The following is a 14,641-nucleotide window of genomic DNA, read 5'->3' as shown; positions in this document are numbered from 1 at the left end:
CCGATAACGGCATTGTTGAAAGTGAAATAAAACGCGTGTTCCCCGCGCCAGCGGGGATAAACCGATTGGGGAATGAACAGAAAAAATCACCGCGATGTGTTCCCCGCGCCAGCGGGGATAAACCGATTATCTTCCCGGCGCTAAGGGGGCTAAATAAGTGTTCCCCGCGCCAGCGGGGATAAACCGCATGTTTTGCTGATTGGCGAATGCAGAAATATGTGTTCCCCGCGCCAGCGGGGATAAACCGGCATTACTAGAATATATGGCGCTCCTGTATATGTGTTCCCCGCGCCAGCGGGGATAAACCGGTAAATCCTACAATTTAGTGGCGACAAATATTGTGTTCCCCGCGCCAGCGGGGATAAACCGCTAATTATAATGATGAATGCGTTAAAAATAGCGTGTTCCCCGCGCCAGCGGGGATAAACCGTTTATAATATTGCTCGTCATGCTCAGGCTTATGTGTTCCCCGCGCCAGCGGGGATAAACCGCCGAGGCAGTATCAAAACTTGGTAAAGACGCAGTGTTCCCCGCGCCAGCGGGGATAAACCGGCGACATCACCCGCCTGAAAGAAAGCTACATCGTGTTCCCCGCGCCAGCGGGGATAAACCGGCCGTGACGGCTTTGATAGCGATGCTCTACGTGTGTTCCCCGCGCCAGCGGGGATAAACCGGTGACGATTCAGGCAGTGGCAGTTCTACCGTAGTGTTCCCCGCGCCAGCGGGGATAAACCGCCTACTGGTGACAAGGCTCTCAAGCGGCAGGTGTGTTCCCCGCGCCAGCGGGGATAAACCGTTCGTCTACCTCGTTGAATTGATGACTGCGCAGTGTTCCCCGCGCCAGCGGGGATAAACCGATTACTAAATACGCCACTCATATTGTCGAGCAGTGTTCCCCGCGCCAGCGGGGATAAACCGCCGGGTCTAGTATCCGGCTTTTTATCGTCATTGTGTTCCCCGCGCCAGCGGGGATAAACCGGTCAGTCGCAAAGAATCTGGTCGCCGTAGTAAGTGTTCCCCGCGCCAGCGGGGATAAACCGTGGAATCTCCAGGGATGCTAACTCCTGCAGGGGTGTTCCCCGCGCCAGCGGGGATAAACCGGGCCGGAGAGGGTAAAAAAAGTCTTTGGGGAAGTGTTCCCCGCGCCAGCGGGGATAAACCGCATTATTTGACAAGCCAAACGCCGAACGGTCCGTGTTCCCCGCGCCAGCGGGGATAAACCGTCTGCGCAATCCTTGTCTCGCCATCATATGGCGTGTTCCCCGCGCCAGCGGGGATAAACCGCACAACAATGGGACTTGCTGCGGCAATAAATGGTGTTCCCCGCGCCAGCGGGGATAAACCGAGCTATAGATTGCGTTGGTAGAGGATACTGGAGTGTTCCCCGCGCCAGCGGGGATAAACCGTTTTAGCTCGGGGGATGGGCATTCATCCCACCGTGTTCCCCGCGCCAGCGGGGATAAACCGCACGCAGAAACGATTCACAGTCTAATATCAAAGTGTTCCCCGCGCCAGCGGGGATAAACCGACGCCATTTATTTCCTGCCTGTCGTGCTGACGGTGTTCCCCGCGCCAGCGGGGATAAACCGAAATAATGTAAATGATGATTTTGATTATTTTTGTGTTCCCCGCGCCAGCGGGGATAAACCGTTTTCCCTGCGGATCTCTGCAATGCTTTTCATGTGTTCCCCGCGCCAGCGGGGATAAACCGAATAATCCAGTCACCAGGCACGGTTCGGCGCAGTGTTCCCCGCGCCAGCGGGGATAAACCGAGCGTCGCCTTTGTTTATCAGGGCTGACGCCAGTGTTCCCCGCGCCAGCGGGGATAAACCGCAATTGGCTTAATCACTCTCGCCATACTTGGAGTGTTCCCCGCGCCAGCGGGGATAAACCGCTGGATTCCCTGCGTCCGGTTCAAATGAGACAGTGTTCCCCGCGCCAGCGGGGATAAACCGGAATTCGTAATCACCGCAGCACTAAGAAAATCGTGTTCCCCGCGCCAGCGGGGATAAACCGCTACGGCGGCATAGTAGCCATCACCAAGTGAAGTGTTCCCCGCGCCAGCGGGGATAAACCGGGAAATGAGCGAAACAACAATTATCGCAGTTTGTGTTCCCCGCGCCAGCGGGGATAAACCGTGCATCATACCCGCCATCGTTCAATAATTTAAGTGTTCCCCGCGCCAGCGGGGATAAACCGTAAAGATTTTAATTTCTGGCGAATGCGGTTTTGTGTTCCCCGCGCCAGCGGGGATAAACCGCGTTTGGTGATGTCCCTAAATTCATTCTTAAAGTGTTCCCCGCGTCAGCGGGGATAAACCGCTGAGCACGCCCGTAAAGTTACCTCCGCGTTAGTGTTCCCCGCGCCAGCGGGGATAAACCGCCTATTAATCTGAGTTAACGCCCACTGCAAAGGTGTTCCCCGCGCCAGCGGGGATAAACCGTTTTGATGCCGTCTGTCCATACATTTTCATGGGTGTTCCCCGCGCCAGCGGGGATAAACCGTCCACTGCTTGAGCGGAGTTGACACGTCTGCCGTGTTCCCCGCGCCAGCGGGGATAAACCGGCGAGCAACAACCTCTTTTCCCTTCTCTGTTGGTGTTCCCCGCGCCAGCGGGGATAAACCGCTGTCTTTCGACATGACCTCACTCAGTTGTCAGTGTTCCCCGCGCCAGCGGGGATAAACCGAGATAAAATAAATCCATATATTTACTTATGGAGTGTTCCCCGCGCCAGCGGGGATAAACCGGCGGCAGCAGAAAACGCGCGTCGCGTTAAGCAGTGTTCCCCGCGCCAGCGGGGATAAACCGAGTTTTAAGCGCTGATTTTACGCATTGCGCCGGTGTTCCCCGCGCCAGCGGGGATAAACCGTGTAAAGTCAAACACGCGTGCATTATCCGCCTGTGTTCCCCGCGCCAGCGGGGATAAACCGAGACAAAAATTGTGATTGCTTCGTTGGGGGGGGTTCCCCGCGCCAGCGGGGATAAACCGGGATGCCAATATTTCTTTACGAGGTCATCTACGTGTTCCCCGCGCCAGCGGGGATAAACCGCCTACCTTTACTATCCGGTAAAATATCAAATAGTGTTCCCCGCGGCAGCGGGGATAAACCGATGACGTCAAAATGTTAACCGCCATTTTACCGCGTGTTCCCCGCGGCAGCGGGGATAAACCGCCACAATTCATCTCCAACAGTAAACATCCTGTGTGTTCCCCGCGGCAGCGGGGATAAACCGCCAGCGTTGCGGCTGGGATGATGCACAAACTTGTGTTCCCCGCGGCAGCGGGGATAAACCGTGAATTGGTTGAGTTTGACGGCGATATGTATGGTGTTCCCCGCGGCAGCGGGGATAAACCGCATCAACCCCCGCTTTGATGATGACAGGGACAGTGTTCCCCGCGCCAGCGGGGATAAACCGAACCGCAAACGCTTCACGTCGTCACTCGATAAGTGTTCCCCGCGCCAGCGGGGATAAACCGACAATATTCTTGCATTGCCGTTACATGTGGGGGTGTTCCCCGCGCCAGCGGGGATAAACCGTACATCGTCACGAGTCCCGACTTTGTGAAAATGTGTTCCCCGCGCCAGCGGGGATAAACCGAATGTTTTGTTTTATTCAAGTACAAGTCAGTCCTGAGGAGGTAATTCACCGGACTAGGGTTGCGTAATATAGCGAAGGGTGGCGGTCACGGCCATTTGTCGGTTTCGGGCAATACTGGTTTCTTCTGATTGCTCCGAGTTGAACAGGGCATCAAACGTATATCGGCTGGAAACCTGATGCACGCAGATACTGCTGATTAACCGATGAACGTCCACAGCACTCAGATCGGGGTAGAAATCGCCGCTGGTTTTGCCTCTTGCCAGAATATCTTCCAATACCCGCAATGCCATGCGATTGGTGTTTTTAATTTCGTCAGACTGCTGGATATAGCGCCCGTGCATCAGGTTTTCACTGCATACCAAACGCATAAAATCGGTGTGGGAAAGGTGATAGTCAAAACTCTCTTCAACCAGCGTGATCATCGCCTCGGAAGGCGTCAATGCCGAGAGATCCAGGCCCAGCTCATGCTTGCGGATCTGCTGGTACACCATTTCAAGCGTGGTGATATACAACTGTTCTTTGTTGCTGAAATGATAAACCACCATCCGCTTGGTCGTTTCAGCCTCTTTAGCAATCTGCTCCAGCCGCGCGCCCTGAAGGCCAAACTCGGCAAAAATAGCCAGCGCACCGGAAAGAATTCTTTTCTTCAGACCTTCGGGATCATTTTTTCGTTTGGCGACTGTTGGCATGGCAGGTGATACTTATAAAGTCATGAGGCTAATTTGAGTTCTAAGGATAACCGCCTCGCCACACCAACACAAATTCCCTCTACTGCATTTTGACGTTTCTTTGGTCATTTCTTCTTGTTTTTTTGAAAATTCGGATAAATTTGCATATATTGTGCTTAAAAATGTTCCGTTTGGTACGAAAATGTCGTGCTGTAATAAAACGGCGACAGTATTGAAGAGAGTCCCCTTGAGCTACTTAGGGTTTTCAATGAAAAATCACTTGAAATAACCATTGAATCAGTAATGATAAGGCCAGTTAATAAACAGTCACCCGCCCTTCAGTGGGGCGAGCAAAGGGAGTTTGGCATGGCTTATTTTGAAGTTGTAAAAACCATTTATTTGGATAACGGCTCTGGTAATTTCCTCAGGTATGAACTGCTGTCGAACGGTGAAGAGGAAGTGACTGTTGCTGCCGTGTATGTTCAGGTAACAATAAATCAGGGTAATAGCGAGTTGGCTGTCTGGTCCAAGATTGCAGACGTCACCCTCGATCACCTCGGTGCGTCACTGCAGGGGTTCCAAACCCAAATATATACTGATTTCCGCCCAGGAAAATGCATCTCCACTGCAATTGATGAGTGCAAGAGACATCGCGCGAGCTGGGATAGCGAATAAGTCAGCTATCGTTACGCTTTACGTGGAGAAGAGAATGGGTAAGTTTGACCGCGATGTGTATGGCTCTGGTTCGCAAGGGTAACGTCAGTTCGCATCATTGATGGTGTCCCCAGCAGGAATCGAACCTGCAACTAGCCCTTAGGAGGGGCTTGTTATATCCGTTTAACTATGAGGACAACGCTCAGCGACGTGATGGTGGTCGCTGAGCGGGGGCATTATACCTGTTTTTACTCTGAGAATAAGCGCTTAGCTAACTGTTTGGTCATTTACTGCTCAGAAGCCTTTTTCTTGAGCGCTTTTCTGCTCTCGAATTTCGCTTTTTGGCTCATATCATTACGGATCTGCGCATGGCTGATCAGCGCGAAGATAAATGTGCCGCCAATGATGTTACCGACAAGCGTAGGCAGGGCGAAGGGATAGATAAATTCATACCAGGGAATGGTACCCGCGAACACCAGATACAGAATCTCCACTGAACCCACCACGATGTGTGTCAGATCGCCGATAGCCACCAGGTAAGTCATGATAACGATTACCCAGATCTTGGCTGCTCCCGCTGCTGGGAACATCCACACCATGGTGGCAATGATCCAACCAGAAATAATGCCGTTGGCAAACATTTCGGGCGGGGTATTTTCCATGATGTCCTGCCCAATCGAGATAAATGCGTCGCGGGTCTCTTGGTCAAAAATCGGCATGTAGATGAAGGCCAGCGCAGCGCAGGCAGTGCCAATAATATTCCCCAGCAGCACAATGCCCCATAAACGGAACAACAGGCCGAAATTTTTTCCCGTCGGTTTATGCATAATTGGCAGAACGGCAGTGACAGTATTCTCGGTAAACAACTGCTGACGCGCCATAATGACGATAATAAATCCAAAGGTATAACCGATGTTTTCAATGAAAAAACTCATGGGTGTGTCAGGCAGTCGGGCATGAAATATCCCTTTGGCCATCAGCGATGCCCCGATGGATAATCCCGCGGCGATAGCCGACCACAGCAGGGCAGCCCCACCGCGTTCCAACTCCTTTTCACCGTCCATGCGGATGGTTTCGTGTACCGCCGCCGCACGCGAGGGGAGATTATCTTCATCAACCTCGATCTCGGTTCCCTGATCGCTTTCCTCACTGTCCACTGCAACGCCAGCTTTCTTCTCTTTTTGCTGATGGCTGGTGGCCGGTTTCTCCTGTCTCTCGCTCATGCAACATCTCCTTGGGGTAAATCATAGGCATAGATTGTTTATGATTTAGCATAGAAGGTTTTCTGGGAACGACATTGAACTCAGGGAAACGGTGACTGGAAATAATGAAAAAAGTAACAAAATTCTAACCCTGCATAATTTTTATGCATTCTGTTGATCTTGTGCGGGATACTGCAAGGGAAAGTCGGCGGCGCAGGCTACGAGCGTGTTGCTGATTATGGTATTATCCAACTCCATCAAGAATAAAAATGAGTGTTGCATGCTCGAAGCCATTAACCTGAGTTGTGTCCGCGATGAGCGTTCGCTCTTCAACAATCTGAGCTTTATTCTCTCGCCCGGTGAAATTGTTCAGGTGGCGGGTCAGAATGGTGCCGGCAAAACCAGTTTGTTGCGAATTCTTGCGGGTTTGGCACAGCCGGATAAAGGTGAGGTGCATTGGCAGGGGCGCAACACGCGTCGCAACCGCGATCGGTATCATCAATATCTCCTGTTTCTAGGCCATCAGCCTGGGATCAAATCTGTACTGACTCCATTCGAGAATTTAGCTTTCTATCAATCAGTGAGTGCTAACTCTGATCCGCAGGCGCTCTGGTCTGCGCTTGAGCGGGTAGGGCTGGTGGGTTATGAGGATGTTCCCGTTGCCCAACTGTCTGCCGGTCAGCAGCGACGCGTCGCTCTGGCACGTTTATGGCTGAGTTCAGCGCCTTTATGGATTCTTGATGAACCCTTGACCGCTATCGATAAACAGGGCGTCGGTGAACTGATGTCGCTGTTTGAGCAGCATGCGGAGCAAGGCGGAATGGTGCTGTTGACGACTCACCAGGATCTGCCCGGTACAAGTCGGCCTGTGCGGAAAATTCACCTTTCCGGCGTGGAGAATCGTTGATGTTTGCCAAAGTGTTGCGGCGAGAATTACAGATAGCATTCAGGAAAGGCGCGGAGATTATTAATCCCCTGTGGTTTTTTCTGATCGTTATTACCTTGTTTCCCTTGGGGATCGGCCCTGAACCGCAACTGTTGGCCCGCATCGCGCCCGGCATTGTGTGGGTCGCGGCATTATTGGCTTCTCTCTTGTCGCTGGAGCGCCTGTTTCGGGATGACTTCCTTGACGGCTCGCTGGAGCAGTTACTGCTTCTGCCCTCGCCGCTGACGCTAACGGTGTTGGGAAAAGTGTGTGCTCACTGGGTAGTGACGGGTCTGCCGTTATTGCTGCTCTCGCCATTGCTGGCGCTGTTGCTGTCACTGGATTTTGCGACATGGAAAGCGGTAGCGCTGACGCTGTTGCTCGGTACGCCAACGCTGAGCTTTATCGGCGCAATTGGTGTCGCATTGACCGTCGGATTACGTAAAGGGGGTGTTTTGCTGAGTCTGCTGGTGCTGCCGCTTTATATTCCCGTGCTGATTTTTTCCAGTGGCGCTATAGATGCCGCATCAATGGGTATGCCGATTGACGGATATCTGGCTATCCTTGGTGCGATGCTTGCTGGTAGCGCAACGCTCGCACCTTTCGCGACAGCGGCGGCGTTGAGAGTGAGTATTCATTAATCTGAGCGGCTGATGGTTGACGATTCAGCAAATTTCTAAAATGAGCAATGACAACAATGTGGAAATGGTTACATCAACTCGCCAAGCCTGAACGGCTCTATCAACTTTGCGGTCGCTTTGTTCCGTGGTTAGGAGTTTCTGGTGCGGTCTGCCTGATGATTGGCTGGGTATGGGGCTTCGGTTTCGCCCCGGCGGATTACCAGCAAGGCAACAGCTATCGGATTATGTACATTCATGTACCTGCCGCCATGTGGTCGATGGGTATTTACGCCTCTATGGCGATAGCCGCATTTATTGGACTGGTCTGGCAGATGAAAATGTCGGATCTGGTGGTGACGGCGATGGCACCCGTGGGTGCGGTATTTACCTTTATCGCGCTGGCGACGGGCTCGGCGTGGGGCAAACCCATGTGGGGTGCGTGGTGGGTGTGGGATGCGCGGCTAACGTCCGAGCTGGTACTGCTGTTTCTCTACCTTGGCGTCATCGCGCTGTATAACGCGTTTGAGGATCGTCGTCTGGCAGGACGGGCTGCGGGGATTCTGGTTCTCGTGGGCGTCGTGAATATTCCTATCATTCACTACTCGGTTCAGTGGTGGAACACCCTGCATCAGGGTTCGACCAACATGCAACAAAGTATCGATCCCAGCATGCGTTACCCGCTGCGCTGGGCGATTTTCGGTTACCTCTTTTTCTTTATGACCCTAACGCTGATGCGCTTGCGTAATCTGATCCTGCGTCAGGAGCGCCAGCGCCCGTGGGTAGCCGCCCTCATCAACAAAGGGCGTAGCTGATGAACAGTGCATTTCCAGATTGGCAAGCCTTCTTCGCCATGGGCGGCTACGCTTTTTACGTCTGGCTAGCGGTGGCCTGCACGCTGGTTCCCTTGCTGGGACTTTTGTGGCACACGCTGCGGAGCCGTCGGCAATTACTGAATGATATCCGTCGTGATCGGGCCCGTGAAGCACGTATCCGCCAGTCAAAAAAGGATCGGCCTGACGCCGTCGGCAGCACACCAGACGTAACGTTAACTGCGCTACCCGAAAAGTCGCAGGAGAAATCATTGTGAATCCACGTCGTAAAAGTCGCCTTTATCTGGCGATTGTGGTGCTTATCGGCGTTGTCCTGACCTGCACCCTGGTGTTGTATGCGTTGCGTTCCAACATCGACCTGTTCTATACCCCCAGCGAGATTTTGCTGGGCAAGGGTGAGAATCATGAGAAGCCCGAAGTGGGGCAGCGGTTGCGTATTGGTGGCATGGTCATGCCGGGTTCGGTGAAGCGTGACGACAAAACATTGCTGGTCAATTTCAAAGTTTATGATGCGCGCGGTGCCATTTCTGTCACCTATGAAGGTATTTTGCCGGATCTGTTCCGTGAAGGGCAGGGGGTGGTGGCCCAAGGCGTATTGGGCGAAGGCAACGTGGTCAATGCGCGGGAAGTGCTGGCAAAACACGACGAAAAATATGTCCCACCCGAAGTAGAAGATGCCATGAAAGTGAATCATCAGGGGCCAGCCTCGGCCTATAAAGATAACGACGGCGAGGCCAGCAAGTCATGATTCCAGAGATCGGAAGTTTTCTGCTGTGTCTGGCGCTGGGTTTATCGCTGTTGCTCAGTTTTTATCCGCAATGGGGAGCTGCCCGCCAGGATTACCGCATGATGGCGACGGCGCGACCCTTGTCATACGGTATGTTTGCCGCAATCGCGCTCTCTTTCCTGTGTCTGGTCTACGCATTCATTGCCAACGATTTTACCGTGTCCTACGTCGCGACCAACTCAAACAGCCATCTGCCGGTCTATTATCGCATCGCGGCAACCTGGGGCGCGCATGAAGGATCGTTGCTGCTATGGGTGTTATTGCTCAGTGGCTGGACGTTGGCTGTGGCGCTGCTGAGTCGGCGGATGCCGCAAGACGCCGTGGCCAGGGTGTTGTCGGTAATGGGAATGATCACCGCCGGATTCCTGCTGTTTATCATCATGACGTCCAATCCGTTTACTCGTACCCTGCCGGATTTCCCGATCGATGGTAATGATCTTAATCCCCTGTTGCAGGATATCGGCCTGATTTTCCATCCACCGTTGCTCTATATGGGTTACGTCGGTTTCTCGGTGGCCTTTGCGTTTGCCATCGCTTCGCTGATGGCCGGCAGGCTTGATACCGCCTGGGCGCGCTGGTCACGCCCGTGGACTCAGGCTGCGTGGGTATTTCTGACCATTGGTATCGTGCTGGGATCGGCCTGGGCTTATTACGAGTTGGGCTGGGGCGGCTGGTGGTTCTGGGATCCGGTAGAGAATGCTTCCTTCATGCCATGGTTGGCAGGAACCGCGCTGATTCACTCGCTGGCCGTGACTGAAAAACGCGGTACGTTCAAAGCCTGGACGGTCCTGCTGGCGATAACGGCATTTTCACTCTGCCTGCTCGGGACTTTCCTGGTACGTTCCGGGGTATTGGTGTCGGTGCACTCTTTTGCGTCCGATCCGGCGCGCGGTATGTTTATTCTGGCCTATCTGGTGATTGTTATTGGTGGATCGCTGCTGCTCTACGCGGTGAAAGGTTCTCAGGTTCGCAGCCAGAGCCGCCATGAAGTGTTCTCGCGGGAAACCTTTTTGCTGGGTAATAACGTTCTGCTGATTGCCGCCATGCTGGTGGTGCTGTTGGGGACGCTGTTGCCATTGATTCATAAGCAATTAGGTCTTGGCAGTATCTCTGTTGGCGAACCGTTCTTCAATACGATGTTTACCTGGCTGATGGCACCGATGGCGTTGTTGATGGGCATCGGTCCGCTGATCCGCTGGCGTCGCGATGAGGCGAAAGGCTTGTGGAAGCGTTTGGTGTTGGCAATGGTCGTCACGCTGGCGCTGTCGGTTTTGCTGCCATGGATTATGCAGGACACCATTGCTGGCATGACTGTCGTTGGTCTGATCATGTCGATTTGGGTCATTATCCTGACGCTGATGGAACTCCATGAACGCGCTACCCACTGCCACAGCTTTTGGCGTGGTTTGACTCATCTCTCCCGCAGCCATTGGGGCATGGTGCTGGGGCATCTGGGTGTGGCGGTAACGGTCATCGGGATTGCGTTCAGCCAGAATTACAGTGTGGAACGCGATGTGCGCATGAAATCCGGTGACAGCATCGACATCCATAACTACCACTTTGTTTTCCGCGATGTCCACGACATTACCGGACCGAACTACACCGGGGGCGTGGGGATTATCGACGTCACCCGCAACGGCAAACCGGAAGCCACGCTGCACGCCGAGAAACGCTATTACAGCATAGCGCGCAGCATGATGACCGAGGCCGCGATTGACGGCGGGATGACCCGCGATCTTTATGCCGCGCTGGGTGAAGAGCTGGATGATGGATCATGGGCGGTTCGCCTCTATTACAAACCCTTTGTCCGCTGGATCTGGTACGGCGGTGCGTTGATGGCGATTGGCGGGATCTTCTGTATTCTTGATCCTCGCTATCGGATGAACAAAAAACTCAAACGTCAGGGCAAGGTGGACGAAGCATGAACCCGAAACTTCTCTATGTTCCACTGGTGCTGTTCCTGCTGCTGGTGGCGGCCTTCATGGTGCAATTGCACCGCAATGCCAATGGTGATGATCCCACGTTGTTGGAGTCGGCGCTGGTGGGCAAGCCGGTACCTGAGTTCAAACTCGAATCGCTGGCGGAACCCGGTAAAACCTACGATCAGGGAATTTTGCGTGATGGTAAACCGATCCTGCTGAATGTCTGGGCGACCTGGTGCCCGACATGCCGTGCCGAGCACGCCTACCTGAATACGCTGGCGGCGAAGGGGGTTCGCGTGGTGGGGCTGAATTACAAAGACGATCGCGCAAAAGCCGTGAGCTGGTTGAATACGTTGGGGAATCCTTACGCCCTGAGTCTCTATGATGGCGACGGGATGCTGGGGCTGGATCTTGGCGTTTACGGTGCGCCAGAGACGTTCCTCATTGATGGTAATGGCATTATTCGTTATCGCCACGCGGGCGATCTCAACGACGATGTCTGGAATAAGGACATTCTGCCGCTCTATCAAAAATATCAGGGCGGTGGCGCATGAGGCTGATGATCGTACTGGCTGGCATGTTACTGAGCTGGAATTTATTGGCCGCGATTGATACTTATCAATTCAGTTCGGTGGAACAGGAGCAGCAATACCGCGAGTTGACTGAACAACTCCGCTGCCCCAAATGCCAGAACAACAGCATCGCTGACTCGAACTCAATCATCGCGGCGGATATGCGCACCAAGGTCTATCAACTGCAACAGCAGGGCCAAAGCCGACAGCAGATTATCGACTATATGGTTGCGCGCTACGGTAACTTTGTGACGTATGAGCCTCCGGTCACTGCCGCGACCCTGATTCTGTGGGTTGGTCCGGCTCTGTTTGCTCTGCTGGGCGCAATCGTGGTGATCATGCGCGCACGTCGCCGAGCCACCGTGACGCAGACGCTTTCACCACAGGAACAGGATCGGCTGGCACAACTGTTGAAAGATACCGACAGGAAAAATTCATGATAACTTTTTGGCTGATTATTCTTGTGCTGCTGGTTATCGGCGGCGCGCTGCTGGTGGTGCCAGCGATGCGTCGTGAATCGACAGATCAATTGACTACCCGTGATGCCCTGAATAAAGCGTTCTACCGCGATCGACTGGATGAGCTGGAGCAGGATGAACAGCAGGGGGTGATTGCCGATCGTCCTGAACTGATTAAAGAGCTACAGGAAAACCTGCTGAGTGATATTCCTTATAATGAAGAGCCCTTTAGTGAGAATATAAATAGCGAAGAGCCCTTTATTGAAAATGTAAATAGCGAAGAGCCCGCTCGGGAGCAACCCGGAAGTACCTGCATCAATCGCTGGTCGCTACTGCCTGGCGTCGCAGTGCTGGTGGTGGTTTCGCTGGGGTTCTATCTGCAAACGGGCGGTCTGACGCAGGTCAGCAACTGGCAGAAAACCGTCGCCGAAATGCCGCAATTGCGATCCCGCATTGCCAATGGTGACGCGCAGCCGCTGACGATGGAAGATGTCGCGCGGTTTGGTTTGGGCCTGCGGACATCTTTGCTGGATGATCCCGCCAATGTGAATGACTGGATGATGCTGGGGCGCGTGGGAATGGCGTTGAATAATGCCGCGACCGCTAATCAGGCGTTTGCCCGCGCCTATGCGTTGGCACCGGATAATAAAGAGGCCAAACTGGGTTATGCAGAAGTATTGACCCGTTCAGCCGATCCGCAGGATAACCGTCAGGGCGGCGAGATGCTGCGAACCCTGCTTGGGCAGGATCATAGCGATATGCGCGTACTGAGCCTGTTAGCATTTAATGCTTTTGAGCAGGGGCAGTATCAGCAGGCGATCGGTGCCTGGGAAGTGATGCTGAAAATGCTGCCAGAAGGCGATAAGCGCGCCGAAGTTTTGCAGCGCAGTATTGAACAAGCGAAGGCCAGGTCCGGGCAGGATCAGGTAAAACTGGGCGTTGAGGCCACGTTATCTGCCGAAGCCAGCAAGCACCTCCCGCCACAGGGAACACTGGTTATTTCCGTCTCGGATGGAACTCATCCTGTGCCGGTGGCGGTAAAAAATTTACCCATTAGCCGTTTTCCTCTGTCATTATCTATAGATGACACGGATGCTATGATGCCTGAGAGGTTGCTTTCTTCAATGCATCAGGTCAAAGTCAGAGCGCGCATTTCACGGGATGGTTTGGCCAATCCACAATCGGGTGATTGGTACGGTGACAGTGCGGTGCAGGACTTTCCAGGCAACGGACATATTCGCGTAGAAATTAATCAACAGGTTCCATAAAGGCGTCATGCCATGCAGGGTAGTTTGATTTAAGGGAGTCCGCGAGGTGAGCATTATAATGCGCACTTCGCTCTTGCCTGTGTATCATATCGACTGACTGAAAATGAGCCATCATGACGGAACTGTGAGTATAAACAGGGAGAATAATATGAACCACCGCCTGACTGGGCTGGCGTTTGCATCGGTATTGCTTGTCGGATGTGCGAGTACGCCCCATGATCCTGAACAGGGTCGTTCAGATCCGTTCGAAGGATTTAACCGAGTGATGTTCTCGTTCAACTATGACGTGCTGGATCCCTATCTGGTGCGTCCGGTGGCGGTTGTCTGGCGTGACTATCTGCCGATGCCTGCGCGAAATGGGATGAGCAACTTTTTTGGCAACCTCGCCGAGCCAGCCAGTATGGTGAATAACTTCCTGGAAGGTAAACCCTATCAGGCAATGATTCACTTCAACCGCTTCTTCCTTAACTCCCTGTTGGGGATGGGCGGATTAATCGACGTTGCAGGTATGGCGAATCCGAAATTGGCGCGCCAGGCTCCGCACCGTTTCGGCAGTACCCTGGGGTACTACAACGTCGGTTACGGCCCCTATGTGGTTTTACCGGGTTACGGCAATTTCACCTTGCGTGAGGATGGCGGCGAGTGGGTTGATAAACTGTATCCGCCTCTAAGTTATCTGACATTCTGGATGTCTGCCGGGAAATGGGTAGTAGAAGGAATCGAAACCCGTGCGCAGTTGCTGGATTCCGATGGAATTTTGCGCAACTCTTCCGACCCTTATCTGATGGTTCGCGAAGCGTATTTCCAGCGTCATGACTTCCTGGCGAGCGGCGGACGTCTCTCACCACAGGCAAATCCGAATGCCGCTGCGATTGAGGGCGATTTGGATGAGATAGATTCAGCGAAATGATCGCATCGACGTTGATGTATAGAAAGCCAAAAGGTTTCTATACATCAACTCGACATCGATCTCATTATTAAAATTACCCATATTGCAGAGCACGACATTATTGCGCATCTTTGGAAAATGCTCATGGGCGATAACGTGAATACTCCCCGTCGTGGTGACAAACAGATGCGTGTTAGCGCAGGAATTTCCAACTCCGCCATACCCAGTTTCAAATCGCCAGCTTC

The 14,641-nt window shown here is 53.3% G+C and carries 13 protein-coding genes, 1 tRNA gene, 1 pseudogene and 1 CRISPR repeat array (1 of these 16 cut by a window edge); of the genes and pseudogenes, 11 read left to right on the top strand and 4 right to left on the bottom strand.

The window, feature by feature from the left end; all coding sequences use genetic code 11:
- A CRISPR array of direct repeats spans window positions 1-3,601; the repeat unit is 29 nt; unit sequence GTGTTCCCCGCGCCAGCGGGGATAAACCG; it reaches 576 nt to the left of the window's first position.
- 53 nt (window positions 3,602-3,654) lie between these two features.
- A complete protein-coding gene (locus tag DRI82_RS09020) occupies window positions 3,655-4,290 on the bottom strand; it encodes a TetR/AcrR family transcriptional regulator (protein ID WP_114193176.1) in 636 nt (211 codons plus the stop codon).
- Window positions 4,291-4,635: 345 nt separating this feature from the next.
- On the opposite strand from DRI82_RS09020, the gene DRI82_RS09015 reads away from it, so the two are divergent.
- The gene (locus DRI82_RS09015) at window positions 4,636-4,944 is read left to right on the top strand and encodes a hypothetical protein (protein WP_157968034.1); all 309 of its coding nucleotides are present in this window, start codon (window positions 4,636-4,638) and stop codon (window positions 4,942-4,944) included.
- A 101-nt stretch (window positions 4,945-5,045) separates the two neighbouring features.
- Here DRI82_RS09015 and DRI82_RS09010 read toward each other — a convergent pair.
- Both DRI82_RS09010 and DRI82_RS09005 read right to left on the bottom strand, forming a co-directional pair.
- A tRNA-Arg gene (locus tag DRI82_RS09010) sits at window positions 5,046-5,120 on the bottom strand.
- A gap of 90 nt (window positions 5,121-5,210) precedes the next feature.
- Entirely contained in the window at window positions 5,211-6,146 is a 936-nt protein-coding gene (locus DRI82_RS09005; protein ID WP_114193174.1) for a formate/nitrite transporter family protein, read from the bottom strand.
- Window positions 6,147-6,405: 259 nt separating this feature from the next.
- Here DRI82_RS09005 and ccmA point away from each other — a divergent pair, with 259 nt between their 5' ends.
- From ccmA to mlaA, 10 genes are all read left to right on the top strand, one after another.
- On the top strand, window positions 6,406-7,032 hold the full coding sequence (gene ccmA / locus DRI82_RS09000) for a cytochrome c biogenesis heme-transporting ATPase CcmA (protein ID WP_114193173.1): 627 nt from the start codon (window positions 6,406-6,408) through the stop codon (window positions 7,030-7,032).
- Window positions 7,032-7,691 (top strand): heme exporter protein CcmB, encoded by a 660-nt coding sequence (ccmB, locus tag DRI82_RS08995; protein ID WP_114193172.1) that lies wholly within the window; start codon window positions 7,032-7,034, stop codon window positions 7,689-7,691. Before ccmA ends, ccmB begins: the two co-directional genes overlap by 1 nt.
- 56 nt (window positions 7,692-7,747) lie before the next feature.
- Window positions 7,748-8,482 carry a heme ABC transporter permease gene (locus DRI82_RS08990; RefSeq protein ID WP_114193171.1) on the top strand — a complete coding sequence of 245 codons (735 nt, stop codon included), beginning with the start codon at window positions 7,748-7,750 and terminating at the stop codon, window positions 8,480-8,482.
- Window positions 8,482-8,757: a heme exporter protein CcmD gene (gene ccmD, locus DRI82_RS08985; RefSeq protein ID WP_114193170.1), complete on the top strand. Its 276-nt coding sequence runs from the start codon at window positions 8,482-8,484 to the stop codon at window positions 8,755-8,757. The genes DRI82_RS08990 and ccmD overlap by 1 nt, the downstream gene beginning before the upstream one ends.
- Window positions 8,754-9,248 carry a cytochrome c maturation protein CcmE gene (gene ccmE / locus DRI82_RS08980; RefSeq protein WP_114193169.1) on the top strand — a complete coding sequence of 165 codons (495 nt, stop codon included), beginning with the start codon at window positions 8,754-8,756 and terminating at the stop codon, window positions 9,246-9,248. The genes ccmD and ccmE overlap by 4 nt, the downstream gene beginning before the upstream one ends.
- The gene (locus DRI82_RS08975; RefSeq protein ID WP_114193168.1) at window positions 9,245-11,212 is read left to right on the top strand and encodes a heme lyase CcmF/NrfE family subunit; all 1,968 of its coding nucleotides are present in this window, start codon (window positions 9,245-9,247) and stop codon (window positions 11,210-11,212) included. Before ccmE ends, DRI82_RS08975 begins: the two co-directional genes overlap by 4 nt.
- Complete coding sequence (locus DRI82_RS08970; RefSeq protein WP_114193167.1) at window positions 11,209-11,763, top strand: DsbE family thiol:disulfide interchange protein; 555 nt, start codon at window positions 11,209-11,211, stop codon at window positions 11,761-11,763. Before DRI82_RS08975 ends, DRI82_RS08970 begins: the two co-directional genes overlap by 4 nt.
- The gene (locus DRI82_RS08965; RefSeq protein WP_114193166.1) at window positions 11,760-12,221 is read left to right on the top strand and encodes a cytochrome c-type biogenesis protein; all 462 of its coding nucleotides are present in this window, start codon (window positions 11,760-11,762) and stop codon (window positions 12,219-12,221) included. The genes DRI82_RS08970 and DRI82_RS08965 overlap by 4 nt, the downstream gene beginning before the upstream one ends.
- Window positions 12,221-13,507: a c-type cytochrome biogenesis protein CcmI gene (ccmI, locus tag DRI82_RS08960; protein ID WP_114193390.1), complete on the top strand. Its 1,287-nt coding sequence runs from the start codon at window positions 12,221-12,223 to the stop codon at window positions 13,505-13,507. Before DRI82_RS08965 ends, ccmI begins: the two co-directional genes overlap by 1 nt.
- Before the next feature lie 148 nt (window positions 13,508-13,655).
- Entirely contained in the window at window positions 13,656-14,417 is a 762-nt protein-coding gene (gene mlaA, locus DRI82_RS08955) for a phospholipid-binding lipoprotein MlaA (RefSeq protein ID WP_114193165.1), read from the top strand.
- Here mlaA and DRI82_RS24720 read toward each other — a convergent pair.
- Window positions 14,406-14,585: pseudogene (locus tag DRI82_RS24720) on the bottom strand (hypothetical protein); the annotation flags it as partial. The gene mlaA and the pseudogene DRI82_RS24720 overlap by 12 nt on opposite strands.
- Window positions 14,586-14,641 lie beyond the last annotated feature (56 nt).

Origin of the sequence: Edaphovirga cremea, from assembly GCF_003332275.1 — a bacterium.
GTDB lineage: Bacteria > Pseudomonadota > Gammaproteobacteria > Enterobacterales > Enterobacteriaceae > Edaphovirga > Edaphovirga cremea.
Note: the sequence above shows the minus strand (reverse complement) of the source record. Positions and strands in the feature narration are given on the sequence as shown.